The sequence below is a fragment of the Pseudomonas graminis genome, assembly GCF_900111735.1.
GTDB classification, from domain to species: Bacteria; Pseudomonadota; Gammaproteobacteria; order Pseudomonadales; family Pseudomonadaceae; genus Aquipseudomonas; species Aquipseudomonas graminis.
The window spans coordinates 1-26,759 of sequence record NZ_FOHW01000035.1 but is presented as its reverse complement, the minus strand read 5'-3'; the positions used below and the strand labels follow the sequence as shown (position 1 = coordinate 26,759).

General features: G+C 60.9%; 28 protein-coding genes. 15 read left to right on the top strand and 13 right to left on the bottom strand.

From position 1 onward, the window contains the following. The first annotated feature begins 49 nt into the window (after positions 1-49). The gene (locus BMY98_RS21305; protein WP_074892370.1) at positions 50-781 is read left to right on the top strand and encodes a C40 family peptidase; all 732 of its coding nucleotides are present in this window, start codon (positions 50-52) and stop codon (positions 779-781) included. Between the two features lie 74 nt (positions 782-855). On the opposite strand, the gene BMY98_RS21300 is transcribed toward BMY98_RS21305, so the two are convergent. After that, on the bottom strand, positions 856-1,890 hold the full coding sequence (locus BMY98_RS21300; RefSeq protein WP_074892369.1) for a type IV pilus twitching motility protein PilT: 1,035 nt from the start codon (positions 1,888-1,890) through the stop codon (positions 856-858). Positions 1,891-1,944: 54 nt separating this feature from the next. Between BMY98_RS21300 and BMY98_RS21295 the strand changes: the two genes are divergently transcribed. From BMY98_RS21295 to BMY98_RS21260, 8 genes are all read left to right on the top strand, one after another. Continuing rightward, positions 1,945-2,631 (top strand): YggS family pyridoxal phosphate-dependent enzyme, encoded by a 687-nt coding sequence (locus BMY98_RS21295; protein WP_074892368.1) that lies wholly within the window; start codon positions 1,945-1,947, stop codon positions 2,629-2,631. A 24-nt stretch (positions 2,632-2,655) separates the two neighbouring features. Further along, the gene (gene proC / locus BMY98_RS21290; RefSeq protein WP_074892367.1) at positions 2,656-3,474 is read left to right on the top strand and encodes a pyrroline-5-carboxylate reductase; all 819 of its coding nucleotides are present in this window, start codon (positions 2,656-2,658) and stop codon (positions 3,472-3,474) included. A 10-nt stretch (positions 3,475-3,484) separates the two neighbouring features. Beyond that, complete coding sequence (locus BMY98_RS21285) at positions 3,485-4,075, top strand: YggT family protein (protein WP_074892366.1); 591 nt, start codon at positions 3,485-3,487, stop codon at positions 4,073-4,075. Positions 4,076-4,389: 314 nt separating this feature from the next. Continuing rightward, entirely contained in the window at positions 4,390-5,529 is a 1,140-nt protein-coding gene (gene metX / locus BMY98_RS21280) for a homoserine O-succinyltransferase MetX (protein ID WP_074892365.1), read from the top strand. 7 nt (positions 5,530-5,536) lie between these two features. Further along, positions 5,537-6,157 carry a methionine biosynthesis protein MetW gene (gene metW / locus BMY98_RS21275; RefSeq protein ID WP_074892364.1) on the top strand — a complete coding sequence of 207 codons (621 nt, stop codon included), beginning with the start codon at positions 5,537-5,539 and terminating at the stop codon, positions 6,155-6,157. Positions 6,158-6,296: 139 nt separating this feature from the next. Then, positions 6,297-6,905 (top strand): RdgB/HAM1 family non-canonical purine NTP pyrophosphatase, encoded by a 609-nt coding sequence (gene rdgB / locus BMY98_RS21270; RefSeq protein ID WP_074892396.1) that lies wholly within the window; start codon positions 6,297-6,299, stop codon positions 6,903-6,905. Next, the gene (hemW, locus tag BMY98_RS21265) at positions 6,902-8,116 is read left to right on the top strand and encodes a radical SAM family heme chaperone HemW (RefSeq protein WP_074892363.1); all 1,215 of its coding nucleotides are present in this window, start codon (positions 6,902-6,904) and stop codon (positions 8,114-8,116) included. The genes rdgB and hemW overlap by 4 nt, the downstream gene beginning before the upstream one ends. Before the next feature lie 22 nt (positions 8,117-8,138). Beyond that, the gene (locus BMY98_RS21260; RefSeq protein WP_065991135.1) at positions 8,139-8,462 is read left to right on the top strand and encodes a DUF3392 domain-containing protein; all 324 of its coding nucleotides are present in this window, start codon (positions 8,139-8,141) and stop codon (positions 8,460-8,462) included. 93 nt (positions 8,463-8,555) lie between these two features. Here BMY98_RS21260 and BMY98_RS21255 read toward each other — a convergent pair whose 3' ends face one another. The 5 genes from BMY98_RS21255 to BMY98_RS21235 all read right to left on the bottom strand — a co-directional run bounded on the left by BMY98_RS21255 (position 8,556) and on the right by BMY98_RS21235 (position 11,556). After that, on the bottom strand, positions 8,556-8,999 hold the full coding sequence (locus tag BMY98_RS21255) for a hypothetical protein (protein WP_074892395.1): 444 nt from the start codon (positions 8,997-8,999) through the stop codon (positions 8,556-8,558). 207 nt (positions 9,000-9,206) lie between these two features. Continuing rightward, positions 9,207-9,920 carry a tRNA (guanosine(46)-N7)-methyltransferase TrmB gene (trmB, locus tag BMY98_RS21250; protein ID WP_074892394.1) on the bottom strand — a complete coding sequence of 238 codons (714 nt, stop codon included), beginning with the start codon at positions 9,918-9,920 and terminating at the stop codon, positions 9,207-9,209. A 55-nt stretch (positions 9,921-9,975) separates the two neighbouring features. Continuing rightward, positions 9,976-10,770, bottom strand: coding sequence for a thiazole synthase (locus BMY98_RS21245; protein ID WP_074892362.1), 795 nt, complete (start codon positions 10,768-10,770; stop codon positions 9,976-9,978). 66 nt (positions 10,771-10,836) lie between these two features. Beyond that, positions 10,837-11,037 carry a sulfur carrier protein ThiS gene (gene thiS / locus BMY98_RS21240; RefSeq protein ID WP_074892361.1) on the bottom strand — a complete coding sequence of 67 codons (201 nt, stop codon included), beginning with the start codon at positions 11,035-11,037 and terminating at the stop codon, positions 10,837-10,839. Between the two features lie 135 nt (positions 11,038-11,172). Beyond that, positions 11,173-11,556, bottom strand: coding sequence for a DUF423 domain-containing protein (locus BMY98_RS21235; protein ID WP_074892360.1), 384 nt, complete (start codon positions 11,554-11,556; stop codon positions 11,173-11,175). Positions 11,557-11,631: 75 nt separating this feature from the next. Here BMY98_RS21235 and mtgA point away from each other — a divergent pair, with 75 nt between their 5' ends. Then, positions 11,632-12,342, top strand: coding sequence for a monofunctional biosynthetic peptidoglycan transglycosylase (mtgA, locus tag BMY98_RS21230; RefSeq protein ID WP_074892393.1), 711 nt, complete (start codon positions 11,632-11,634; stop codon positions 12,340-12,342). A 772-nt stretch (positions 12,343-13,114) separates the two neighbouring features. Here mtgA and rpoH read toward each other — a convergent pair. From rpoH to ftsY, 4 genes are all read right to left on the bottom strand, one after another. Continuing rightward, positions 13,115-13,969, bottom strand: coding sequence for an RNA polymerase sigma factor RpoH (gene rpoH / locus BMY98_RS21225; protein WP_037018833.1), 855 nt, complete (start codon positions 13,967-13,969; stop codon positions 13,115-13,117). Between the two features lie 131 nt (positions 13,970-14,100). Beyond that, positions 14,101-15,126 carry a permease-like cell division protein FtsX gene (ftsX, locus tag BMY98_RS21220; protein ID WP_074892359.1) on the bottom strand — a complete coding sequence of 342 codons (1,026 nt, stop codon included), beginning with the start codon at positions 15,124-15,126 and terminating at the stop codon, positions 14,101-14,103. Then, positions 15,123-15,794: a cell division ATP-binding protein FtsE gene (ftsE, locus tag BMY98_RS21215; RefSeq protein ID WP_037018829.1), complete on the bottom strand. Its 672-nt coding sequence runs from the start codon at positions 15,792-15,794 to the stop codon at positions 15,123-15,125. The genes ftsX and ftsE overlap by 4 nt, the downstream gene beginning before the upstream one ends. Beyond that, positions 15,791-17,344: a signal recognition particle-docking protein FtsY gene (gene ftsY, locus BMY98_RS21210; RefSeq protein WP_074892358.1), complete on the bottom strand. Its 1,554-nt coding sequence runs from the start codon at positions 17,342-17,344 to the stop codon at positions 15,791-15,793. Before ftsY ends, ftsE begins: the two co-directional genes overlap by 4 nt. Positions 17,345-17,615: 271 nt before the next feature. Here ftsY and BMY98_RS21205 point away from each other — a divergent pair, with 271 nt between their 5' ends. The 4 genes from BMY98_RS21205 to BMY98_RS21190 are packed head-to-tail and all read left to right on the top strand — an operon-like array spanning position 17,616 to position 22,081. Beyond that, positions 17,616-18,968, top strand: coding sequence for a M16 family metallopeptidase (locus BMY98_RS21205; protein ID WP_074892357.1), 1,353 nt, complete (start codon positions 17,616-17,618; stop codon positions 18,966-18,968). Further along, the gene (locus BMY98_RS21200; protein ID WP_074892356.1) at positions 18,965-20,461 is read left to right on the top strand and encodes a M16 family metallopeptidase; all 1,497 of its coding nucleotides are present in this window, start codon (positions 18,965-18,967) and stop codon (positions 20,459-20,461) included. The genes BMY98_RS21205 and BMY98_RS21200 overlap by 4 nt, the downstream gene beginning before the upstream one ends. Next, positions 20,461-21,081, top strand: a complete 621-nt coding sequence (gene rsmD, locus BMY98_RS21195) for a 16S rRNA (guanine(966)-N(2))-methyltransferase RsmD (RefSeq protein ID WP_074892355.1) — start codon at positions 20,461-20,463, stop codon at positions 21,079-21,081. Before BMY98_RS21200 ends, rsmD begins: the two co-directional genes overlap by 1 nt. Next, positions 21,065-22,081: a hydrolase gene (locus tag BMY98_RS21190; RefSeq protein ID WP_074892354.1), complete on the top strand. Its 1,017-nt coding sequence runs from the start codon at positions 21,065-21,067 to the stop codon at positions 22,079-22,081. Before rsmD ends, BMY98_RS21190 begins: the two co-directional genes overlap by 17 nt. Positions 22,082-22,132: 51 nt before the next feature. Here the strand turns inward: BMY98_RS21190 and BMY98_RS21185 are convergent, their stop codons facing one another. The 3 genes from BMY98_RS21185 to BMY98_RS21175 all read right to left on the bottom strand — a co-directional run bounded on the left by BMY98_RS21185 (position 22,133) and on the right by BMY98_RS21175 (position 25,006). Next, entirely contained in the window at positions 22,133-22,987 is an 855-nt protein-coding gene (locus BMY98_RS21185; protein ID WP_074892353.1) for a sulfurtransferase, read from the bottom strand. Positions 22,988-23,050: 63 nt separating this feature from the next. Next, on the bottom strand, positions 23,051-23,737 hold the full coding sequence (locus BMY98_RS21180) for a TetR/AcrR family transcriptional regulator (RefSeq protein ID WP_074892352.1): 687 nt from the start codon (positions 23,735-23,737) through the stop codon (positions 23,051-23,053). 72 nt (positions 23,738-23,809) lie between these two features. Further along, a complete protein-coding gene (locus BMY98_RS21175; protein ID WP_074892351.1) occupies positions 23,810-25,006 on the bottom strand; it encodes an MFS transporter in 1,197 nt (398 codons plus the stop codon). Positions 25,007-25,152: 146 nt separating this feature from the next. Here BMY98_RS21175 and BMY98_RS21170 point away from each other — a divergent pair, with 146 nt between their 5' ends. After that, positions 25,153-26,592: a coniferyl aldehyde dehydrogenase gene (locus tag BMY98_RS21170; protein WP_074892350.1), complete on the top strand. Its 1,440-nt coding sequence runs from the start codon at positions 25,153-25,155 to the stop codon at positions 26,590-26,592. Positions 26,593-26,759 lie beyond the last annotated feature (167 nt).

The following is a 26,759-nucleotide window of genomic DNA, read 5'->3' as shown; positions in this document are numbered from 1 at the left end:
GCAAAAAGCTGTTATAAAGTTGCGCGCTGACCAACATGAGCCCTGCCTAATGCGTCCATTTTTCAAGACATGGCTGACTATTTGTCTATTTATGCCACTGGCCGCCCACGCCACCAATCGTGAGCAAACGCTTCCACCGAGCTTCACCGGTTTCACCGCCAGGTCCGAGTCGCCGGAATCCGTTTCACGCAACATCGCCGCTCAACGAGCGGCCATGGCTGCACTGGATCAAACGGCTACTCCACTCGAGACCTCTGGCAAACGCGTGAAAGCTGTTAAAGGGAAGCCATCCCGCAGCACTCGCAAGATTTCGCAAAACACTGTCGCCCTGGCCAACACGGCGCAGATGGGTACCAAACAAAGCAGCACCGTGGTCAACCGGGCGGTTAACGCCATCGGTACACCTTATCGTTGGGGCGGCACCAGCCCAACAAAAGGGTTCGACTGCAGTGGGCTTGTGAAATATGCCTTCAACGACGTGAGCGAAGTCGATTTGCCGCGCACCTCCAACGCCATGGCCGAAGGCCACGGGCAGAAGGTTGACCGCAAGGATTTGAAGCCGGGCGACTTGCTGTTCTTCAACATCAAGAGCCGCAAGGTAAATCACGTTGCCATCTACCTCGGCAACGACCGGTTCGTTCACGCGCCACGCCGTGGCAAATCCGTAACGATCGATACGCTGAAGAAGCCTTACTGGGACAGCCATTACGTCGTCGCCAAGCGTGTGCTGCCAAAGCAGCCGCCGAGCCAGAAAGGCACCGTGCGCATCGCCCAGCGTTGATCGCACACGCCGCCTGACAAACAACACAGTGGGGAGCGGAGTCATTCGCTCCCCACCGTCGTTTGCCCTCCCGATCAAAAATTGTCCGGCGTCTTCGCCTTCTCCCGCGCACTCTCGCGCGTGATCAGCCCCTTGCTGATCAGATCCTTCAAGCACATATCCAGCGTCTGCATCCCCAGCGATCCCCCGGTCTGAATCGACGAATACATCTGCGCCACCTTGTCCTCGCGGATCAGGTTACGAATCGCCGACGTGCCGATCATGATCTCGTGGGCCGCAACCCGACCTCCGCCGACCTTCTTCAGCAGCGCCTGGGACACGATGGCGTGGAGCGACTCGGAGAGCATCGAGCGGATCATCGACTTCTCCTGCGCCGGGAACACGTCGACGATACGGTCGATGCTCTTGGCAGCGGACGTGGTGTGCAGCGTGCCGAACACCAGGTGGCCGGTTTCGGCTGCCGTCAGCGCCAGGCGAATGGTTTCGAGGTCGCGCAGCTCACCCACCAGAATCACGTCAGGGTCTTCACGCAGCGCCGACCGCAGCGCTTCGGCGAAGCCGTGGGTGTCGCGATGGACTTCGCGCTGGTTGATCAGGCTTTTCTTGGACTCGTGGACGAATTCGATCGGGTCTTCGATGGTGAGGATGTGGTGGTGCTTGTTGCTGTTCAGGTAATCGACCATGGCCGCGAGGGTGGTCGACTTGCCCGAGCCGGTCGGACCGGTCACCAGAACCAGGCCGCGCGGTACGTCGGTAATCTTGCGAAACACTTCGCCCATGCCCAGTTCTTCCATGCTCAGGACCTTCGACGGAATGGTCCGGAACACCGCGCCGGCGCCGCGATTCTGGTTGAAGGCGTTAACCCGGAAGCGCGCCACGCCCGGCACTTCGAAGGAGAAGTCTGTCTCCAGATCTTCCTCGAAGTCCTTGCGCTGCTTGTCGTTCATGATGTCGTAGATCAGCGCCTGAACCTCTTTCTGGTCCAATGCGGGCAGGTTGATCCGCCGCACATCGCCATCGACGCGAATCATCGGTGGCAGGCCGGCAGAGAGATGCAAGTCCGACGCGCCTTGCTTGGCACTGAAGGCCAGCAGCTCGGTAATATCCATACAGCTCCTCATCACATAGAATGCCGCAGACTTTAGCCCTGCTGGCGCAAATCAATGTCCACGATAGCAGAGAACATTTCAACGCTCGCCGAGCGAATTCGTAGCGCAGCGCAAGCGGTGCAGCGCGACCCGGCCTCTGTCGGCCTGTTGGCGGTGAGCAAGACCAAACCGGCGAGCGATCTGCGGGATGCCTACGACGCAGGTCTTCGCGATTTCGGCGAGAACTACCTTCAGGAAGCCCTCGGCAAGCAGGCCGAATTGAGCGACCTGCCCTTGATCTGGCATTTCATCGGCCCCATCCAGTCCAACAAGACTCGCGCCATCGCCGAGCACTTTGCCTGGGTGCATTCCGTGGACCGTCTGAAAATCGCGCAACGGCTGTCCGAACAGCGTCCGCCAGAACTGCCGCCCCTGAACATCTGCATTCAGGTCAACGTCAGCGGCGAGGCCAGCAAGTCAGGATGCAGCCCTGAAGACCTGCCCGCACTGGCCCAGGCCATCAGCACGCTGCCGAACTTGAAACTGCGCGGGCTGATGGCCATTCCCGAACCCACCGACGACCGCGACGAACAGAACGCTTCGTTCGCCGCCGTCAGCACCCTGCAGGCACAACTGGGCCTGCCGCTGGACACGCTTTCCATGGGCATGAGCCACGACCTCGAAGCTGCCATCGCACAAGGCGCGACCTGGGTGCGGATTGGCACTGCCCTCTTCGGCGCCCGCAATTATGGGCAGCCTTAACCTTTGCCCCACAGGAAACCGTTCATGAGCAAAACCCGTATCGCGTTCATCGGCGCCGGTAACATGGCCGCCAGCCTGATTGGCGGCATGCGCGCCCAGGGCGTCGACGCTGAGCTGATTCGTGCCAGCGACCCTGGCGCAGAAACCCGCGAGCGCGTGGCAAAAGAACACGGCATCAAGGTAGTCGCCGACAACGCCGAGGCCATCGAAGGCGCCGATGTGGTGCTGCTGGCGGTCAAGCCGCAAATGATGAAGTCCGTGTGCGAAGCGCTGAAGCCGGCGCTCAAGCCTCATCAACTGATCGTGTCCATCGCCGCCGGGATTACCTGTGCCAGCATGCGGGCCTGGCTGGGCGAGCAGCCCCTCGTACGCTGCATGCCGAATACCCCGGCGCTGTTGCGCCAAGGTGTCAGCGGCCTGTACGCCACGGCGGATGTCACCGCGGCCCAGCGCGAGCAGGCCGAGACGTTGCTGTCGGCGGTCGGGATTGCATTGTGGGTCGATGAAGAAGCGCACATCGATGCCGTGACAGCGGTGTCGGGCAGCGGCCCGGCGTATTTCTTCCTGCTGATCGAAGCCATGACCGCCGCAGGCGTCAAGCTCGGCCTGCCCGCTGACGTCGCCAGCAAGCTCACGCTGCAAACCGCGCTGGGCGCTGCACTGATGGCCACCGGCAGCGACGTCGATGCGGCCGAACTGCGTCGCCGTGTGACATCGCCTGCGGGCACCACCGAAGCCGCCATCAAATCGTTCCAGGCCAATGGCTTTGAAGCAATTGTGGAAGAGGCGTTGAGCGCCGCTGCACATCGCTCCGCCGAACTCGCCGAACAGCTGGGCAAATAAGGAGCAATTCATGAATGCACTCACCGGCGCCACGATTTTCGTCATCCAGACGCTCATCAGCCTGTACCTGACCATCGTTCTGCTGCGCTTCGTGCTGCAGTTGGTCAAAGCCAACTTCTATAACCCGCTTTGCCAGTTCGCCGTTCGTGCCACTCAGCCGTTGCTGAAGCCTATCCGGCGCATCGTGCCGAGCGTCTTCGGGCTCGACACGTCCTCACTGCTGCTGGCGATCGTCATTCAGGCGCTGCTGATGGCCTTCGTACTGATGATGACCTACGGCACCATCGGCGATGTCCCACACCTGTTGATGTGGTCGATCATCGGCGTGACCTCGCTGCTGCTGAAAATCTTCTGGGTTGCGATGATCATCATGGTCATCGTGTCGTGGATCGCTCCGGGCAGCCACAATCCGGCCGCCGAGCTGGCCTACCAGATCAGCGAGCCTATCCTGGCACCATTCCGCCGCATCATCCCCAACCTGGGCGGTCTGGACATCTCGCCGATCTTCGCCTTCCTGGCGATCCAGGTGCTGCAGTCCTATGTCATGCCTGAACTGGCTGCATACGCCGGCATGCCGCAAGAGCTGTGGCGGTTGATCTGACAGTCAGGGCGACGGCGTCACCTGTCGTCGCCTTTTTCCCCTTCTGACGAACATCGCGTCTGCCGAAGGCGTAGGAGCGTGGCTTGTCCCGCGATCGGCTGCGCAGCAGTCGCAAACCTGAGAGTTCGGTATGGCTGGACCACCGCGCTCTGTGATTTCAGGCTTGCTGCGCAACCCATCGCGGGACAAGCCACGCTCCTACGCCCTGCGGGCAGAATCCAACGCGTCACCCTCCGCGAATTCAGCCATTTAGTTTGTTGCCGCACCCCCGCGCGATCTTTAGACTTACGCCTCATTTCAGCGAGAGCAGGTCGATGTCCACGGTCTTTCCCAAAGATTCTGTCGGTCTAGTCACGCCGCAAACGGCGCATTTCAATGAGCCGCTGGCCTTGGCCTGCGGACGTTCCCTGCCTGCCTACGACCTCATCTACGAAACCTACGGTCAGCTCAACGCCGCCAAGACCAACGCGGTGCTGATTTGCCACGCGCTGTCGGGTCATCATCACGCAGCGGGTTATCACAGCGCCGAAGATCGCAAGCCGGGCTGGTGGGACAGCTGCATCGGCCCCGGCAAGCCTATCGATACCGATAAATTCTTCGTCGTCAGCCTGAACAACCTCGGTGGCTGCAACGGCTCCACCGGCCCCAGCAGCCTCAATCCCGAAACCGGCAGACCCTTTGGCGCCGACTTCCCGGTATTGACGGTCGAAGACTGGGTGCACAGCCAGGCGCGTCTTGCCGACCGACTGGGCGTCGATCAGTGGGCGGCCATCGTCGGCGGCAGCCTTGGCGGCATGCAGGCGCTGCAATGGACGATCACCTACCCCGAACGCGTGCGCCATTGTCTGGCGATTGCTTCGGCGCCCAAGCTGTCGGCGCAGAACATCGCGTTCAACGAAGTCGCGCGGCAGGCGATCCTGACCGACCCGGAATTCCACGGCGGCTCGTTTCAGGAACACGGCGTGATTCCCAAGCGCGGCCTGATGCTGGCCCGTATGGTCGGGCACATCACGTACCTGTCCGACGACTCGATGGGCGAGAAATTCGGCCGGGGCCTGAAAAACGAAAACCTCAACTACGACTTCCACAGCGTGGAATTCCAGGTCGAAAGCTACCTGCGGTATCAGGGCGAGGAGTTTTCCGGTCGTTTCGACGCCAACACCTACCTGCTGATGACCAAAGCGCTGGACTACTTCGATCCGGCCGCCAACTTCAACGACGACCTTGCCGCTACCTTCGCCAATGCCAGCGCCAGGTTCTGCGTGATGTCGTTCACCACCGACTGGCGCTTCTCCCCGGCCCGCTCGCGGGAACTGGTCGATGCGCTGATGGCGGCGAAAAAAGACGTCTGCTATCTGGAGATTGATGCGCCTCAGGGCCACGACGCCTTCCTGATCCCGATCCCGCGCTACTTGCAGGCCTTCTCCAGCTACATGAACCGAATTGCACTCTGAGGACACCATGAGAGCCGACCTGGAAATCATCCAAGACTGGATACCGGCAGGCAGCCGTGTGCTCGACCTCGGTTGCGGCGACGGCGAATTGCTGGCCTGGCTGCAGGAGCACAAGCAAGTCACAGGCTATGGCCTGGAAAACGACGCCGATAACATCGCCCGCTGCGTGGCGCGGGGCGTCAATGTCATTGAACAGGATCTGGACAAGGGGCTGGGCAACTTTGCCAGCAACAGTTTCGATGTCGTCGTCATGACCCAGGCGCTTCAGGCCGTGCACTACCCGGACCGCATCCTTGACGAAATGCTGCGCGTTGGCCGCCAGTGCATCATCACCTTTCCCAACTTCGGGCACTGGCGTTGCCGCTGGTATCTGGCGAGCAAGGGGCGGATGCCGGTTTCCGAGTTCCTGCCGTACACCTGGTACAACACGCCGAACATTCACTTCTGCACCTTTGGCGACTTCGAAGAGCTGTGTCGCGGTCGTTCGGCGAAGGTCATTGATCGGCTCGCGGTCGATCAACAGCATCGCCACGGCTGGGCCAGCAAGCTTTGGCCTAACCTGTTGGGTGAAATCGGCATCTATCGCGTCAGCAGCCCAGGCTTGCAGGACCACCAGATTGCCGTGTGACCTGCGCTAAAGGGCGTTGAAAGCCCTGTCGGCCAGCGCCAACACTGAAGTAAAAGCGGGCAACAGCGACGCACCCAGGCTCAGCTTCAATCAGCAGATTTTATGCAGCCGATTTCACGTAGCCGATTTTCACGGACTCATCATGAACCTCACCCAGCTCGTACTGGCCAGCCATAACGCCGGCAAACTCAAAGAACTTCAGGCCATGCTCGGCGCCAGCGTACAGCTGCGCTCGATCGGCGAGTTCAGCACCGTGGAACCCGAAGAAACCGGGCTGTCGTTCGTCGAGAACGCCATCCTCAAGGCGCGCAACGCTGCGCGGATTTCCGGTCTGCCGGCACTGGCCGATGATTCGGGACTGGCGGTGGATTACCTGGGCGGTGCGCCGGGCATTTACTCCGCGCGTTACGCCGACGGCAAGGGCGATGCGGCGAACAACGCCAAATTGCTGGACGCCCTCAAGGACGTCCCCGCCGAACAACGTGGCGCCCAGTTCGTCTGCGTTCTGGCCCTGGTGCGCCACGCCGACGACCCGCTGCCGATCCTCTGTGAAGGTCTGTGGCACGGCCGCATGCTCACCGCCGCCAGTGGCGACCATGGCTTCGGTTATGACCCGTTGTTTTGGGTGCCGGAGCGCAACTGCTCCAGTGCCGAACTCACCCCGGCTGACAAAAACCAGATCAGCCACCGCGCCCGCGCCATGGCCATTCTGCGTCAGCGTCTGGGGCTGAGCCCTGATCAGCAATGACTAAGGATTCCACCACCCGGCCGCTGATTCTCGGCGCGGCCGGTTTCTCCTCTGAGCAGCCACGGCCGCCCCTTGCCGAGCTGCCGCCGCTGTCGCTGTACATCCATATCCCGTGGTGCGTGCGCAAATGCCCGTACTGCGATTTCAACTCACACACGGCAAGCCCGGTGTTGCCGGAGCAGGAATACGTCGACGCGCTGCTGGCCGATCTCGATCAGGACCTGCCCCACGTCTACGGCCGCGAGCTGAGCACCATCTTTTTCGGTGGCGGCACGCCCAGCCTGTTCAGCGCCGACGCGCTGGGCCGTCTGCTGCGGGGCGTTGAGCAACGCATTCGCTTCGCACCCGACATCGAGATCACGCTGGAAGCCAATCCCGGCACCTTCGAGCAGGTGAAATTCAGCGCCTATCGGGGCTTGGGCATTAATCGGCTGTCCATCGGCATCCAGAGTTTTCAGGAAGCCAAGCTCAAGGCGTTGGGACGTATCCATAACGGCGATGAGGCCGTGCGCGCTGCCGACATGGCGCGTCGGGCGGGTTTTGATAATTTCAATCTGGACCTCATGCACGGCCTTCCGGACCAGTCCCAGGAAGACGCCCTCGGCGATCTGCGTCAGGCGATCGCCCTCGCACCGACTCACCTGTCCTGGTATCAGTTGACCCTTGAGCCGAACACCGTGTTCTGGAATCAGCCGCCAACACTGCCGGAAGACGACATTCTCTGGGACATTCAAGAGGCTGGTCAGACGCTGCTTCGGGACAACGGGTACGGCCAATATGAAGTATCGGCCTATGCACAGAAGGGACGCGAAGCGCGGCATAACCTGAATTACTGGAGCTTCGGGGATTTCATCGGGATAGGCGCCGGGGCCCATGGCAAACTCAGCCACCCGGACGGGCGCATCATCCGCACCTGGAAGACCCGGCTGCCCAAGGATTACCTCAATCCGGCCAAGGCCTACCAGGCTGGCGAAAAGCAGCTGCCGCTGGACGAGATGCCCTTTGAATTCCTGATGAACGCCCTGCGCCTGACAAAAGGCGTGGACGCTGCATTATTTCAGCGCCGCACCGGTCTAAGCGTCGATTCGCTCGCCAGCGCCCGTCTTGAGGCGGAACAACGCGGCTTGCTGGAGACCGATCCGTTACGGCTGGTGGCGACCCCTCGCGGCCAGTTATTCCTCAACGACCTGCTGCAGCACTTTCTTCTGTAAGGCTCAACACTAAGGACACTGAATGGAATTCGTACTCGACTTGCTGGCCACCGTCTCGCGCTGGAGTCGCAGCAATTTGTCGGAAATCGCTCTGGCATTGGTGGGCTGTCTGCTGATTCTTTTCGGGACCGACATCAAGGGCTGGATCGAAGGCCGCCTCGGCAGCTTTGCCGGCGCCCTGCGCATTCCGATCATGGCGCTGCTCTGCACCGTCGGCAGTGGCGCTGCGCTGATTTATGCCACGCCATGGGTCGTGCGCGGCCTGAGTCAGTTCAACAACTACAGCCTGGCGCCGGTGTTGGTGGTGGTGCTGGTGTTGATCGGGGTCGTGGCGGATCGGAAGTAACCGACCGGAAATGCAAAAGCGCCCTTGCCCACCATGGCGGGAAGGGCGCTCTCAAGACATCACTCTCAGCTGTTGCCGAGTGTGATCAGCCCATTAGCGAATGCTCTGGATGCTGCCTTTGTTACCGGTCACTTTTACGTTCACTTGCTTGAAGATGAAGTAATCGTTGACGGTGACTTCGTAACGCGGCGCGACGATCAGGTCGGAACCGGACGACTTGACGGCCTTGAACGCAGCGGCTGCCTTGGTGGAGGAGATCGGATCCGGCAGAGGCAGGCCGATGCCGCCACCACCGCTCGCGCCACCGTAGGTCACGCCGTCCGCAAACTGAGTATCACCACCGATGTTCAACCAGCCGAACAGCACATTGGTGGAAGACTCGCCGCTGATGGCTTCACCGACTTTGACGTCAGCCTTCAGATCAGTCTTCACGTCGCCGGACAGCGAAGCGCTTGGCTGGCTGACGTTGTAGCTGACACAGCCGCTGGTGGTCGCAATCAGCGTGGCGATCGCAGCCATTTGCCAAAACTTGTTCATCTTCATTCCTCGTCATCAATATTGATATATGCAACGGCGGGGACTATGAAGATCAGAACTGAAAATGGATGTCGGACGATTCCGAAGACCTTGTAGCCTTCTTAGGAAGAAATCGAAGGGTTCGTCATACAAGGCAATTGGCGGGCTGAAATGTGCGGTAAAAACTCAAAAGCGGCCACTGTCGGGCCGCTCCTGGTCAAAAAGTGATCAGGCCAGCTTCTCGAACTTCAGATCCCAGACCCCGTGGCCGAGGCGTTCGCCACGGCGTTCGAACTTGGTGATCGGACGTTCCGCAGGGCGCGGAACGCATTTACCGTCTTCGGCCAGGTTGCGGTAACCCGGGGCCACATTCATCACTTCCAGCATGTATTCGGCATACGGTTCCCAGTCAGTCGCCATGTGCAGCACGCCGCCCGGCTTCAACTTGGTGCGCACCAGCTCGGCAAATTCGGCCTGGACGATACGGCGCTTGTGATGGCGCGACTTGTGCCACGGATCAGGGAAAAACAGCATCAGCCGGTCCAGGCTATTGTCAGCCACACAGCGGTTAAGTACTTCGATCGCATCGCAATCGTAAACCCGCAGGTTGGTGAGACTCTGGGTCAGCACGCCGTTCAGCAAGGCGCCAACGCCCGGACGGTGCACTTCCACGCCGATGAAGTCCTGCTCTGGCGCGGCGGCAGCCATCTCCAGCAGCGAGTGCCCCATGCCGAAACCGATTTCGAGGGTGCGCGGGGCGGAGCGGCCAAAGACCTGATCGAAATCAACGGGAGCGTCTGCCAGCGGCAGCACGAATAGCTCCTTGCCTTGATCCAGGCCGCGTTGCTGACCTTCGGTCATGCGGCCGGCGCGCATCACGAAGCTTTTGATGCGGCGGTGATTACTGTCATCGCCTGGCGCTTTGGCATTTTCGTCATTCATCACTTCGTCGTCCGGAAGTGGGTCGGGCGTTTGCGAATCAATCATCAACGGGCTCTTACTTGATCAGACCATCCAGCGGCGAAGATGCGCTGGCATAGAGTTTCTTGGGCATACGACCGGCCAGGTAAGCCATGCGGCCAGCCAGAATGGCGTGTTTCATGGCTTCGGCCATCAACACCGGATGCTGGGCGTGAGCAATCGCTGAGTTCATCAGCACCGCTTCGCAACCCAGTTCCATGGCGATGGTGGCGTCGGACGCAGTGCCGACACCAGCATCCACCAGGACCGGAACTTTCGATTCTTCGAGGATGATCTGCAGGTTGTACGGGTTGCAGATCCCCAGGCCAGTACCGATCAGGCCCGCGAGGGGCATCACCGCGCAGCAACCGATCTCGGCGAGCTGGCGGGCAATGATCGGGTCATCGCTGGTGTAGACCATGACGTCGAAGCCGTCCCGAACCAGCGTTTCCGCCGCTTTGAGGGTTTCGATGACATTAGGGAACAGGGTCTTCTGGTCAGCGAGGACTTCCAGCTTGACCAGATTGTGACCATCGAGCAGCTCACGGGCCAGACGGCAGGTGCGCACGGCCTCGATGGCGTCGTAGCAACCGGCGGTGTTCGGGAGGATGGTGTAGCGATCCGGCGGCAGCACGTCGAGCAGGTTCGGTTCGCCAGGGTTCTGCCCCAGGTTGGTCCGGCGCACGGCAACGGTAACGATCTCGGCGCCCGAGGCTTCGATGGCCAGTCGGGTCTGTTCCATGTCCGTGTACTTGCCAGTGCCGACCAGCAGGCGCGACTGAAAAGTACGACCTGCCACGGTAAACGGCTTGTCGCTGCGAACGTTGCTCATCTGAAATCCTCTTTACGGTTGAGGTTCTTGCAGTGATTGCGGATCAGGCCGGCGGCACGTCGAAGGCTAGCCGCCACCGATGGCGTGCACCACTTCGACCTGATCGCCCTCGGTCAGCGTCGTAGCGGCATGCTGGCTGCGCGGGACGATGTCCAGATTGAGCTCGACGGCGACTCGGCGCCCGGTCAGATCCAGACGTGTCAGCAATGCCGAAACGGTCTCGCCGTCGGGCAGCTCAAAGGATTCACCGTTCAACTGAATGCGCATGCGAGGGGCAGCCATCATTTTAGGGGGCGAGCATTCTAGCCCGATCGGTCGGTATGACCAAGGCAAAGCCACGCCATTCGTCTCAGGCGTGGCCGAGGGTTGCTGCGCGCTCGACATAAGCGCACGCAGTGGGGATCAGAGCGTGTCGAGGCCCAGGCGCCATGCCGTCCAGCCAAGAATCGCCCAGCCGATCAGGAAAAACAGGCCACCGAAGGGGGTGATGATGCCCAGCTTGGTCGCGCCGGCCAGCGTCATCAGGTAGAGACTGCCGGAAAACAGGATGATGCCCAGTGTGAAAGAGATCCCTGCGTAGGTGACGAGCCGGCCCTGGATCTGCATCGCCAACAGCGCCACGCCGAAAATCGCCAGCGCATGAATCAGTTGGTAGAGCACTCCGGTATGAAAGACCGCCAGGTACTCGGGCGTCAGACGGTTTCTTAGGCCGTGGGCAGCGAACGCACCAAGGGCGACGCCAGTGAATCCGAAGAAGGAGGCCAACATCAGAAAGGTTCGTAACATGTACAACTCCAGGCAGGTTCGATGACGCGTGGTCTGTATAATGGCCCGCTCAACCGGTTCGGCCAAGCCATCTCTATGCTGCAATTACTCCTCCGTCGTGTCGCCAAAGGCCTGCTCTGGTTCGCAGCGGCAAGTGTCGTGCTGGTACTGATTTTTCGTTGGGTCCCTCCTCCGTTTACCGCGTTGATGGTCGAACGCAAGATCGAATCCTGGTTCGACGGTCAGCCCATTGATCTGCAGCGCGACTGGGAGTCGTGGGACAACATTTCCGATGATCTGAAAATCGCCGTCATCGCTGGCGAGGACCAGAAGTTCGCCGAGCACTGGGGTTTCGATATCGACGCCATTCAGGCGGCACTGGTTCATAACGAACGCGGTGGTTCGCTGCGCGGGGCCAGTACGCTGAGCCAGCAGGTATCCAAAAATCTCTTTCTGTGGTCGGGCCGCAGTTACTTTCGCAAGGGCCTGGAAGCGTGGTTTACCGGTCTGATCGAGGTGTTCTGGTCCAAGCAGCGCATTCTCGAGGTGTACCTGAACAGCGTGGAATGGGACGACGGCGTCTTTGGCGCCCAGGCCGCTGCGCAGCACCACTTTCACGTGAATGCGAGTCAGCTGTCCACGCAACAGGCCAGCTACCTGGCCGCCGTCCTGCCCAACCCGCGGGAATGGAGCGCCAGCCATCCCAGCAGCTACGTCTCACGCCGCGCCGGCTGGATCCGCCAGCAGATGAGGCAGCTGGGTGGGGATGAGTATTTGATGGGGCTGAATCACAGTCGAAAGTGGTAAGCCACGATCCCTGCAGGAGCCGGCTTGCTGGCGAATGCGCCCTGTCAGTGGGTAAAGAAGTGACTGACACACCGCGTTCGCGGGCAAGCGCGCTCCTACAGTTGATTTGCGTCGTCCATCAATCTGCATCCACGCCGGTAATCCCCGTGGTAACCATCTCGCAGGTCTAAAGTCCCGAGATAACATGGCATGGAACGCGGTCTGCCTCTGCCCGCAGGGCGTAGGAGCGCGCTTGCCCGCGAAGGCGTTCTCGGGGGCGCCGGCCTTCACGCCTGACACGACGCCTATGGATCAATCCACACAAGCCGCAGCCGGCTTGCTGGCGAACGCGCCCTGTCAGTGGGTAAAGAGGTGACTGACACACCGCATTCGCGGGCAAGCGCGCTCCTACAGTTGATTTGCGTCGTCCATCAATCTGCATCCACGCCGGTAATCCCCGTGGTAACCATCTCGCAGGTCTAAAGTCCCGAGATAACATGGCATGGAACGCGGTCTGCCTCTGCCCGCAGGGCGTAGGAGCGCGCTTGCCCGCGAAGGCGTTCTCGGGGCGCCGGCCGTCACACCTGACACGACGCCTATGGATCAATCCACGCAAATCCGCAGCCGGCTTGCTGGCGAACGCGCGCGTTCAGACACTTAGCTAGCGAATGCCATATGAGGTTCACCAGCAAGCCGGCTCCGGATTGTCGTTGGGGGCAACCAGATTTAGCGTCGGACCGACAAACAAAAACGCCCCGATCATCTCGGGGCGTTTTGCGTTACGGCGTAGCGATCAGGCAGCGATCGACAGCTTCAGCTTGTTCATCGCGCTCTTCTCGAGCTGACGAATACGCTCGGCAGAGACGTTGTACTTCTCGGCCAGGTCGTGCAGCGTCGCTTTTTCTTCCGCCAGCCAGCGTTGATACAGAATGTCGCGGCTACGGTCGTCGAGCACGTTCAGCGCTTCGTGCAGGTTGGCCGTGGAGCTGTCAGTCCAGTCGGAATCTTCCAGCTGACGCGCCGGATCGTAACGATGGTCTTCCAGGTAGTTGGCCGGCGACTGGAAAGCGCTGTCGTCGTCGGCTTCTGCAGCCGGGTCGAACGCCATGTCATGGCCGGTCAGACGGCTTTCCATCTCACGCACTTCGCGGGGCTCGACGCCCAGGCTTTCTGCTACGCGATGCACTTCTTCGTTGTTCAGCCAGGCCAGACGCTTCTTCTGACTGCGCAGGTTGAAGAACAACTTGCGCTGAGCCTTGGTGGTCGCGACCTTCACGATGCGCCAGTTGCGCAGAATGAACTCGTGAATCTCGGCCTTGATCCAGTGCACTGCGAAGGACACCAGGCGCACGCCCATCTCTGGGTTGAAGCGCTTGACGGCCTTCATCAGGCCAACGTTACCTTCCTGAATCAGGTCAGCCTGAGCCAGTCCGTAACCGGAATAACTGCGTGCGATATGCACGACAAATCGCAGGTGGGCGAGCACCATCTGCCGAGCCGCCCCTAGATCCTGCTCGTAATAGAGACTCTCGGCCAGTTCACGCTCCTGCTCAGGCGTCAGCAGTGGAATGCTGTTTACCGTATGCACATAGGCTTCCAGGTTTGCACCCGGAACCAAGGCATAAGCAGGTTGCAAAGAAGTGGTCATACGAAAAAACCTCCGACACATAACTCGTGCAGTTCAGCACTGCGAAATTGACCGGGAACCGCTAGACAAGTTCCCTGAGCTGAAAAGTCAATAGGTGAAACAAAATTTACTAACGACGTTGCTACTCAACACTAACGAGGTGCCAACTCTCTTAAATGGCGCGCTACCGCAATCCACGCACCGATATACCCCAACAGCACCGCTCCAAGCAAGAGAGACAATCCGTCTGAGACTGGCACGCCGGCGAGGGCGAAATTGCTGCCGTAGAGTCCGGCCAGCCGGACCACCGCTTCGTTCAACCAGTCTAGCCCGAAAGCCAGAACACCCCAGGAAAGAACTCCCGCACCCAGCCCGTACAACGCACCCATATAAAGGAAGGGCCGGCGCACGTAGCTGTCCGTACCGCCTACCAACTTGATGACCTCGATTTCCGTACGACGGTTCTCGATGTGCAGACGAATGGTGTTGCCGATGACCAAAAGCAGCGCCGCGACCAACAATACGGTCAGGCCGAAGACAAATCGGTCGCCCAGCTTGAGAATAGCGGCCAGCCGCTCAACCCAGACCAGGTCAAGCTGGGCCTGCTGCACCTTGGGCAACTCGGCCAGACGCGTACGTAATGCCTCCAGCGCCGCTTTGTCAACTTCCAGCGGCGTCACCAGCACAACGCCGGGCAGCGGGTTTTCAGGCAGTTCCTTCAGCGCCTCGCCCAGACCGGACTGCTTCTGGAATTCGTTCAGCGCCTCATCGCGGCTGATGTACTCGGCCTCGGCGACGCCGCCCATTTCCTTGATCTGACGGACAAGGCCTTCGCCCTCACTCGGGGACGCGTCCAGCTGCAGATAGAGAGATATCTGGGCAGCGCGCTGCCACGAACCGCCCAGACGCTCGACGTTACTCAGCAACAACGACAAGCCCATCGGCAAACTGAGGGCAATCGCCATCACCAGGCAGGTAAAAAAGCTGCCAATGGGCTGCTTGCCCAGACGGCGCAGGCTGTCCAGCAGACTTGAACGGTGGGCTTCGATCCAGGCGTTGAACAACTCGCCGAAACTCGGGCCGTCATCGTCATCGCGCTTCTTTTTCTTTTGCGGAGCCGGGTCGGACACCTTGGGCGCTACGCGTTCGGACACCTTGGGACTGCGGGTGGCACTCATACGCCAGCCTCCCCGTCGCCGATCAATCGACCACGCTGCAGCGTCAGCATGCGGTGGCGCATCCGCGCGATCAGTGCCAAGTCGTGGCTCGCAATCAGCACGCTGGTGCCCAGTCGGTTGATGTCTTCGAACACACCCATGATCTCGGCCGCCAGTCGCGGGTCAAGGTTACCGGTGGGTTCGTCCGCCAGCAGCAGGGCCGGGCGGTGAACGATGGCGCGGGCGATGCCGACGCGCTGTTGCTGACCGGTGGACAAGTCGCCCGGGTAGAGCTCGGCTTTATCAGACAACGCCACTCGTTCAAGGGCCGAGTCGACGCGCTTGACCACTTCAGTCTTGGACAAGCCGAGGATCTGCAGCGGCAGCGCGACGTTGTTGAACACCGTACGATCAAACAGCAGCTGGTGGTTCTGGAACACGACGCCGATCTGGCGACGCAAAAAAGGAATCTGCGCGGTGCTGATCTGGCCGAGATCCTGACCCGCCAGCAAAAGCTTGCCGGTGGTCGGACGTTCCATCGCCAGCAGCAGCCGCAGCAAGGTGCTCTTGCCCGCGCCGGAATGACCGGTCACAAACAGAAATTCACCACGACGTACTCGAAAGCTCAGCTCATGCAAGCCGACGTGTCCGTTCGGATAGCGTTTACCGACCTGTTCGAAACGAATCATGGGCGCTCCCGCTCGGCGAATAGGGCTTGGACGAACGGCTCGGCTTCGAAGGTTCGCAGATCGTCGATGCCTTCACCGACACCAATGTAGCGAATCGGCAGGCCGAACTGCTTGGCCAGGGCGAAGATCACGCCGCCCTTGGCCGTCCCGTCGAGCTTGGTCAGCGCGAGGCCGGTCAGCTGGACGGTCTGGTGGAACTGCTTGGCCTGATTGATAGCGTTCTGACCTGTGCCAGCGTCCAGCACCAACAAGACTTCATGGGGCGCGTCGGCGTCGAGCTTGCCGATCACGCGGCGAACCTTCTTCAGCTCTTCCATCAGGTTGTCTTTGGTGTGCAGACGGCCCGCCGTGTCCGCGATTAGCACATCAATACCGCGCGCTTTGGCGGCCTGAACGGCATCAAAAATCACCGAAGCCGAGTCCGCACCCGTGTGCTGCGCGATGACCGGGATCTTGTTGCGCTCGCCCCAGACCTGCAGTTGCTCAACGGCTGCAGCACGGAAGGTGTCGCCCGCCGCCAGCATGACCTTCTTGCCTTCGAGCTGAAGCTTCTTGGCGAGCTTGCCGATGGTGGTGGTTTTACCCGCGCCGTTGACGCCGACGACCAGGATCACGAATGGCTTGTGCTGTGCAGTGATGACCAGCGGTGCTTCCACCGGCTTGAGCATTTCGGTCAGCTCGTTTTGCAATGACTTGTACAGCGCGTCGCTGTCAGTGAGCTGCTTGCGCGCCACTTTCTGCGTCAAGTTGCGCACGATCGCCGACGTTGCTTCCACGCCGACGTCTGCGGTCAACAGCCGGGTTTCCAGCTCGTCGAGCATGTCGTCGTCGATGGCTTTCTTGCCGAGAAACAGGCTGGCCATCCCTTCGCCCAGGCTGGCGCTGGTTTTCGACAGGCCCTGCTTCAGGCGCGCGAAAAAACCAGGCTGCTTGGGTGCGGCGGATCCTTCGAACGGGACAGGCGGCACGCTGGTTTCAAGAACGGGCACGGCAGGTGCGGCTGGAACCACCGGCGCTGTCGTCAACGGCGGGGTCAGCGAAGGGAGATCATTGCCGGAAACCGGATCAGGCAGCGCGACGGGGGTTGGCTCGATGGACGGAGCCACTTCGAACGAGGTCGTGTCGATGACCGCCGGTGGAGCGGGCACTTCAGCCAATGGAGTGGCTGCGGACTCCACGTTGGACTCGGTGTGAACCGGGATGGACGGTGTAACGTGCGGCTCACGCTCATCGGTGAAAGCGACCGGTTCTTCAGCGACAGGCAGGTGAAGCCAGGGATCTTCGACAGGGGCCGAAAGTGCTTCGGTCGTGGCGGTCTGTGGCAACGGCTGCGGCGCGGGTTGCGGCTGACGCTGGGCCGGGATGACCGGGGCGTTGTGCTGCTCAGCAACAGCCGGTGCCTGATCGGGCACGGACTCTGGCGCTGGTGCGGGGTCATTCTGCGGCGGCTCGGGAGTGACTTCCTGCGGCTTTTTGCGCAGCCATCCGAACAGGCCTTTTTTCTCGCCAGCCGGGGCTGGGGTCTTCTTGTCGTCGTTGGAACCAAACATGGAGGACGGCTATCTCACGGTAACGACGCGCCAGAGCGGCGCCTCTGAAAAATTCTGTATGGGAAACAGACTGCTTTTAGGTCCGCTTGTTCAGCGTTCGCCCTGCCACAGGGGCAGCGCAGTCCCGTTGAGGGCACTGCTCGGCCATTTCTTACGAAGCAGGCTTACGACGCTGACATCTTAGTCATGGTCGTCAGGCAAACTCGCCGCTATCCTAACACCCCCGCGCCCGCTGACGCTAAGCAGGCCGTCTCCAAGGTTCAAATCACGAATGAATGCTCTAGCCCGCTGTGCCGCAGGCCTGCTGCTCAGCACAATCTGTTTGCCCTTCGCCGCATCGGCTGCCGACCCACAACCCACCACCGAATTCACGCTGGACAACGGCCTGAAGGTGGTCGTGCGTGAAGATCACCGCGCACCGGTGGTGGTTTCGCAGGTCTGGTACAAGGTGGGTTCCAGCTACGAGACGCCTGGCCAGACGGGCCTGTCCCATGCGCTGGAACACATGATGTTCAAGGGCAGCTCGAAAGCGGGTCCCGGCGAAGCGTCGCTGATCCTGCGCGACCTGGGCGCGGAAGAGAATGCGTTCACCAGTGACGACTACACCGCTTATTACCAAGTGCTGGCACGAGATCGACTGGCCGTTGCCTTCGAACTGGAAGCCGACCGCATGGCCACCCTGCGCTTGCCTCCAGAAGAGTTCGCGCGGGAAATAGAAGTCATCAAGGAAGAGCGCCGGCTGCGCACCGACGACAAGCCGAGCGCCAAGGCCTATGAGCGCTTCAAGGCCATCGCCTACCCCGCCAGCGGCTACCACACACCGACCATTGGCTGGATGGCGGACCTTGAACGCATGAAGGTCGAGGAACTGCGCCACTGGTATGAATCCTGGTACGTGCCCAACAACGCCACGCTGGTGGTGGTGGGTGACGTGAAGCCCGATGAAGTGAAAGCCCTGGCTGAGCGCTTCTTCGGCCCGGTGCCACGCCGCGACGTACCGCCCTCGAAAAAGCCGCTGGAGCTGGCCGAACCTGGTCTGCGCCAGATCACTGTGCATGTCGCCACACAGATGCCGAGCCTGATGTACGGCTTCAACGTGCCGAGTCTGGCCACCGCCACCGATCCACAGTCGGTCAACGCACTGCGCCTGATTTCGGCCTTGCTTGACGGCGGCTACAGCGCGCGCATTCCGACGCGCCTGGAGCGCGGCGAAGAGCTGGTAACCGGCGCTTCATCCGACTACGACGCCTACACCCGCGGCGACAGCCTGTTCACCATTAGCGCCACGCCCAATCAGCAGAAGAAGAAAACCCTCGCTGACGCTGAAGCCGGCATCTGGCGCTTGCTGGACGAACTGAAAACCAAGCCGCCTGCCAAGGAAGAGCTGGAACGGGTCCGGGCCCAGGTGATCGCCGGATTGGTCTATGAGCGCGATTCCATTACCAGTCAGGCCAGTACCATTGGCGAACTCGAAACGGTGGGCCTTTCCTGGAAACTCATCGATCAGGAACTGGCAGCGCTGCAAAGCGTGACGCCGGAAGACATTCAGAAAGCTGCACGCACCTACTTCACCCGCGAGCGCCTTGCCGTTGCGCATGTTTTGCCTGAGGAGAAAGCCCAATGAGCCAGCGCATCGAATCCCGCTTTGCGCGAACGCGGGCCTGCTCATTCGCACTCGCCGTGACGTTTGGCCTGCTGGGTGCTGGATCGGCGATGGCAGAGACTGCCGCCGAAACCCCGAAAGCCATCGACAAGGCGGCCAGTACGCTGGAATCCCTGAAAGAACTGGACGGTAAAGCGCCGGCTCGCCGCTCGCTGAACATTCAGTCGTGGAATACCGCTGAAGGCGCTCGTGTGCTGTTTGTCGAAGCCCATGAGCTGCCGATGTTCGACATGCGCCTGCTGTTCGCGGCCGGCAGCAGTCAGGACGGCGCCAACCCAGGCATCGCGCTGGTCACCAATGCGATGCTCAACGAGGGCGTCAAAGGCAAGAACGTCAGCGCTATCGCCGAAGGTTTCGAAGGGCTGGGCGCTGATTTCGCTAACGGCTCCTACCGCGACATGGCGATCGCTTCGCTGCGCAGTCTGAGTGCCGCCGACAAACGCGAGCCCGCGTTGAAACTGTTTGCCGAAGTGGTGGGCAAACCGACATTCCCGGCGGACTCGCTGGCGCGGATCAAAAACCAGTTGCTGGCGAGCTTCGAATATCAAAAGCAGAACCCCGGCAAGCTCGCAGGCGATGAACTGTTCACGCGGCTGTACGGCGATCATCCTTACGCGCACCCGAGCATGGGCACGGCCAAAAGCATCGCGCCTCTCACTTTGGCTCAGCTGAAGGCCTTTCATGCCAAAGCCTACGCCGCTGGCAACGCGGTGATTGCGCTGGTTGGCGACCTGACACGGGCAGAGGCCGAAGCGGTAGCAACCCAAGTGTCCGCCGCGCTGCCTAAAGGTCCGGCGCTGGCACAAACCGTTGCACCGACCAAGCCCAAGCCGAGTGAAACCCACATCGAGTTTCCGTCCAAGCAGACGCACCTGATGCTGGCTGAACTGGGCATCACCCGCGGCGATCCTGACTACGCGGCCCTGTCACTGGGCAACTCGATCCTCGGTGGCGGCGGCTTCGGCAGCCGTCTGATGACCGAAGTCCGGGAAAAACGCGGCCTGACCTACGGCGTGTCTTCCGGCTTCACGCCGATGCAGGCACAGGGTCCGTTCATGATCAGCCTGCAGACCCGCGCCGAACTGAGCGAAAACACCCTGAAACTGGTCAAGGACATCACCCGTGACTTCCTCGCCAACGGCCCGACCCAGAAAGAACTCGACGATGCCAAGCGCGAACTGGCCGGCAGCTTTCCTCTGGCGACTGCCAGCAATGCGGCCATCGTTGGCCAACTGGGCGCGGTCGGCTTCTATAATCTGCCGCTGACCTACCTTGAAGATTTCATGACGCAGTCCCAGAGCGTCACGGTCGAGCAGATCAAAACCGTGATGAACAAACATCTGGACGCTGACAAGCTGGTGATCGTGACTGCAGGTCCGACCGTCCCGCAGAAGCCGCTGCCACCCCCTACTGACAAACCCGCCGAGCAACCGCTCGGCGTTCCGGAGCACTGATGACCTCGACTTCCAAGCCGCCGCGTATCCACAAAGGGCACAAAATCCACACAGGCCTCGGCCAACTGCGGATCATCGGCGGCGAATGGCGCAGTCGGCGTCTGAGTTTCCCTGACGCCCCCGGTCTGCGGCCGACGCCGGACCGCGTGCGTGAAACCCTGTTCAACTGGCTGGCGCCGTACATCGAGGGCGCGCGCGTCCTTGACCCGTTCGCCGGCAGTGGCGCGCTGTACCTTGAAGCCCTTTCCCGCGGCGCCAGCATGGGTCTGGCGCTGGACACCAACTCGATGGCGATTTCCAGCCTGCGCGAACACCTCGGTACGCTACGTTGCACCGTCGGCAGAACCGCTACCGGCGACGCGCTCCGCCATCTGGAAACCCAGCCGGCCGAACAATTCGACGTGGTGTTCCTCGACCCGCCGTTCCACCAGGACTTGCTGATGCCTGCCTGCACATTGCTGGAAGAGCGCAACTGGCTGGCGGACAGCGCGTGGATCTACACCGAAAGCGAAACCGCGCCGTCGACGCTGGGCATGCCCGCCAACTGGCGCCTGCACCGTGAAAAGAAAGCCGGTCAGGTTCACTACGCGGTATGGGAACGCAGTGCCGTCGCAAGCTGACCTTCCCGGGTTCGTCCCGGCGTTCGGCCTGGGTAACCCGCACTTGCAGACGCTGTGGGGGCCGCTGTGGCGGCCGACCACTCACCTCGAGCGCCGGCGCGAGCGCATCTGGCTGGAAGACGGCGATTTCCTCGACATGGACTGGCATGGCCCGCACGACGCAAACGTGCCGGTCGTGCTCGTGTTGCACGGTCTGACCGGATCGTCCAACTCCCCCTATGTCGCCGGGCTGCAGCACGCCATGGAAAAACGCGGCTGGGCAAGTGTCGCCCTCAACTGGCGAGGCTGTTCAGGGGAGCCGAACCTGTTGCCCCGCAGCTATCACTCAGGCGCCAGTGAAGACCTTGCCGCCGTGATCGATCATCTGCGCAAGGCCCGACCACTGGCGCCCCTTTACGCTGTCGGGTATTCCCTCGGCGGCAATATTTTGCTCAAGCACCTCGGCGAAACCGGGCTCGACAGCCACCTGCAAGGCGCTGTGGCGGTGTCGGTGCCGTTTCGTCTGGACGAATGCGCCGACCGAATCGGACTGGGGTTTTCCAGGGTTTACCAGCGGCACTTCATGCGCGAGATGGTCGGCTACATCAAGGACAAGCAGCGACGCTTTCAGCATGAAGGTCTCAGCGATGGCCTTGCAGAACTGGCGGCGCTGGGTTCGCTGAAAGACATGCGCACATTTTGGGATTTCGACGGGCGTGTGACAGCGCCGCTGAATGGATTCGTGGACGCCCATGATTATTACCGGCGCGCGTCCAGTCGATACTTCCTCGGCGCCATCCGCACGCCAACTCTGCTGATTCAATCCCTGGACGACCCGTTCGTGTTCAAGCACAGCCTGCCTGCAGCCTCGGAGCTGTCGTCCAGCACCGAATTCGACCTGCAGAAAAAAGGCGGCCACGTGGGTTTTGTCGGCGGCACGATTAGAAAGCCGACGTATTACCTCGAGCAGCGGATTCCGATGTGGCTGACGGACGTCCATGGCGCGCAGGCAAACGACTAGTTTTTGCTGCGCCGGGCGATTGGCCTGATGTAAGGCTCACATGCCTCCACCTTAGTCCCCCGTCGCAACGCCCCGCTGCGGATCATTGATCCACTCGCTCCACGAGCCCGCGTACAGCGCCCCCAACGGATAACCGGCGAGGGCCAACGCAAACAGGTTGTGACAGGCCGTCACACCAGAACCGCAATAGGCGACGAGCTCAGGGGCAGGACGGCCTTGCAAAGCCTCGGCAAACCGCTGCTTCAGCTGCTCTGCCGGGAGAAAGCGGCCATCCGGGCCGAGGTTGTCGGTGAATGCCGCGCACTGCGCGCCGGGAATGTGCCCCGCAATTGGGTCGATGGGCTCGACCTCACCCCGGAACCGCGCGGGGGCACGTGCGTCGATCAGAGTCATCGCGGGATCGCCGATGCGGGCCTGCAGCTGCTCGGCCGTCAGCACCATCGAGTCATCCGGTACGCCGTCGAACGAACCCTCGGGTTGGTGAGGCGGATCAAGACTCAGCGGCAGACCCGCCCCGTGCCAGGCCTTGAGCCCGCCATCGAGTACATACACACCGTCGCGCTTGCCCAGCCACGCCAGCAACCACCAGGCGCGGGCGGCATAAGCACCGGGCCCATCGTCATACAGCACGATATCGCTCTGATTGTTCACACCCCAGAACCGCAAGCGCTCAATCAGCGTCTGTGGATCCGGCAGCGGGTGGCGGCCGGTGACACCCTTGGTGATGGCCCCACTGAGATCATTGAGCAAGTCAGCGTAGGAAGCGCCTTCGATATGGCCCTCTGCGTAGCTGCGCTGGCCATAGTCCAAATCGTCCAGCGACGAACGACAATCCAGTATCACAAGCCCGGGCTGTGTCAGGCGTTCTGACAATTGTTGCGGGCTGATCAATTGTGCGATGGACATGACAGGCTCCTGCAGGCAGTAAAAAATGGCGATATGACAATCGATTGAGACAGCCGGGCCGATTTAGCCGGCATCTTCCAGCGCCTTGGCCAATGGCACATAAAACTCCGCGCACAGCGCATTCACCGCTTCCCGCGCCTGGGCCGTGACATAGGCCAGCTCAAGCATCAGCACCTGATAAACCCCGCGACGAATCGCGTCTTCATTGAGGTGGGCGGGGGTTTCTCGCGTGGTGCACAGAAAACGTACCCATGACGTGAGGATGATCCACGCATTGAGCGTCAGAGATTCAATCTGGACTTTGTCCATGCTTAGAATCTGCGCGTCGACAAAGCCGCTGTAAATGGACATCGCCTTGATCAGGCAGTGTTGGGAAAAGCGTCGGTAACGCACCGCCAGCTCAGGATCGGTTTCAAGCAAGTGTTCGAGATCGCGGTGCAGAAAACGGTAGCGCCACATGCCGTCGAGAATCGCCATCAAATAATGGCGCTTGTCTTCAACCCCCGGCAGCCGGCCCTTGGGCGGGTGGAGAAAGCTGTCGACCAGCGTTTCGTATTCGGTGAACAACTCGGCGATGATCGCCTGCTTGTTGGGGAAGTGGTAGTACAGATTGCCGGGCGACATTTCCATGTGCGCGGCGATGTGATTGGTACTGACGCTGCGCTCGCCCTGCTGATTGAACAGCTCCAGACTGCTGTGCACGATGCGTTCACGGGTGTTGATGCGTACGGTTTTGATGCGCGGCGCCATGTTCAACTCGAACGTCGAAACGTAACAGGGATGTGCCGGATCTTAACGCAAGCGTCGGGCTCGTTGCAGACTTCATCGCTCCATGGCAGTCGCCAGCCTGAGCCGAACCACAGCTGCGACACCAATGCCGAGCACGGCTGCCGCCAGCGTGTTGATCAAAATCACGCCGCGCAACCCGATCGGCGCCGTGAGCACTCCGACCAGCAGACCGGCCAGCGGCTGCGACAAGTTGTTCAGCAGCGTGATGACGCCAACGGTCTTGCCGAAGTCGCGCGCCGGGATGACCCGCTGACGAATGCTGCGCATGTACACGTTGAACATCTTGTCGAAGCCGACGATCAGCAGAAAGCCGACAAGATAGACCTCGGATGACGCACTCGTAGCGGTAACGAATGCCCCCAGCAGCAAGGCGATGTATGACATCGCACCGAGCAGTTTCAGCGGCAGACTGACCCGTGCCAGGACAAACAGAATCGCGATGGTTAGCAAGGCGCCCACCGCCTGGAGGCCGGCATAGTAATCTTTGCTCTCGCTGAATGAGCCGATCACCATCGCCGCCGAGCTGGCCAGCGTGACACCGACGATCAGGTTGACGCCGACCGCCAGCAGGATGATTTTCTTCAGTTCGGCCAATCGGAAGATGTGTCCGAAGGCGATTCTTAACGGCTGCGTCCAGCTGTAGGCGTGCTGATCAAAGCGTTCCAGCGTGACATCGCTGTTGCGTTGCCAGACGCGCATCGCCAGATCCGCCGCAACGAAAACCAGCGCCACGCCGATGACGACGCTCCACCACGGGCAGATCTCCAGAGCCAGCGCCGCCAGCAAAGGTCCGAGCACCAAGCCGGTCTGGTCGGCAATCTGAGAGTAGGAGAGCGTCTTGCCGTAGCGGTAATCCGGAAAAATATGCGGCATCACCACTTCCCGGGCCATGATCCCCTGAGTGGTCAGGACCCCACAGATCGCCGACAGCCCGATCAGCCAGCCGATGCCCCCAAACAACCCATACAGCCCCATCGCGACCAGGCAGATCAAGGCGCGGTAGATCTGGCTGATGTGCAGCAGCCGGATGGGCGAGTATCGGTCGCAAAGCGCGCCGCAAATGGGGAATGCAAGGAAGCGCGGCAACGTCTCGACAAAGAACGCCAGCCCCGCCAGGGAAGCGCTGTTGGTGGTCTGGAAAACAATCAGCGGCACCAGGAACAGGAGAACCTGATCGGCGAGGCGGGAGAGAAACAGGGAAAGGAAAAACGCCAGATAGTCCGTGCGCATTGAGACTCCGTGTCAGGTGGTGCGGGGCGGCAGTGCCGTATTTGCCCGGACAGTCTGGCGTGCGCCTGCGAGCGAATGCAAGGGCCGTTGACTTCGTAGAGCAATGACTCTAAAAGCACTGCATAACTTTAACAAGGACCGCTGCGATGCCCGTCGAATCTAATCTTTTGCCATGCGCAGACGACGCTCCTTCCCCGCGCAGCCATCTGGAGCAGGTATTCGACGAGCAACGGCGCGCGTTTGCCGCCAACCCGATGCCGGCTTTGCAAGAGCGCAAGCAATGGCTCGACCGCTTGCACACGCTGCTCAGCACCGAGCGCCAGGCGATCATCGACGCGATCAGCGCTGACTTCAGCCACCGCAGCGCCGATGAAACCCTTCTCGCCGAGCTGATGCCGTGCCTGCACAACATCCGCCACGCCCAGCGTCATCTGAAGAAATGGATGCGGCCTTCGCGCCGAAGCGTCGGCATGGCGTTCCAGCCCGCCAGCGCCAAAGTCGTTTACCAGCCATTGGGGGTGATTGGCGTGGTGGTGCCTTGGAATTACCCGCTGTATCTGGCCATCGGGCCGCTTGTGGGCGCATTGGCAGCCGGTAACCGCGTGATGCTCAAGCTCAGTGAGTCCACACCCGCCACCGGCGCGTTGCTAAAAAGCCTGCTGACGCGGGTGTTTGCGGAAGATCACGTCGGGGTTGTGCTGGGCGAGGCGGAGGTTGGCGTGGCGTTCTCTAAATTGCCGTTCGATCATCTATTGTTCACAGGCGCCACCAGCGTCGGGCGGCACGTCATGCGCGCGGCGGCGGAAAACCTCACCCCGGTGACGCTAGAGCTGGGCGGCAAATCCCCCGCCATCGTGTCCCGCGACGTGCCGCTCAAGGACGCCGCGGAACGCATCGCTTTCGGGAAAACACTCAACGCCGGACAAACCTGCGTGGCGCCCGACTACGTGCTGGTGCCCAGGGATCGCATTGACGAATTCGTCGAATCCTACAAGGAAGCGGTCACACGGTTTTACCCCACGCTGGCCGACAACCCGGATTACACCGCGATCATCAATCAGCGGCATGTCGGGCGCCTGAATTCATATCTCGCCGACGCTCAAACCAAGGGTGCGCGGGTGATACATCTGTTCGCCGAGGGGCAAGACCGCAGGATGCCTTTCAGCCTGATTCTGGACGTGAGCGACGATATGCTGATCATGCAGGACGAGATCTTCGGACCGCTGCTGCCAATCGTGCCCTACGACAAGATCGAGCAAGCGTTTGACTACATCAATCAACGACCCAGACCACTGGCGCTGTACTACTTCGGCTACGACCGGAATGAACAAAACCGCGTGCTGGAGCAGACACATTCGGGCGGCGCCTGCCTGAATGACACCCTGCTGCATGTTGCCCAGGACGACTTGCCTTTCGGCGGCATCGGCGCGTCGGGCATGGGTCATTACCACGGGCACGAGGGTTTTCTGACGTTCAGCCACGCCAAAGGCGTATTGATCAAGCAACGTTTCAACGCCTCACGGCTGATCTACCCACCCTATGGAAAGGCACTTCAGAAGCTGGTTCAGCGACTGTTCGTGCGCTGATCCTTTTGCAAACCCTGACCGACACCACGCGCCCGGCCAGCGGCAATGGATATGGAAACTTGTGGGACCGGCTTTAGCCGGGAAGGCGTCTTGCGTCACACCGCAAATCTGATGGCGCCCACACCGGCCTCTTCCCGGCTGAAGCCGGTCCCACTATTTGAACGCGG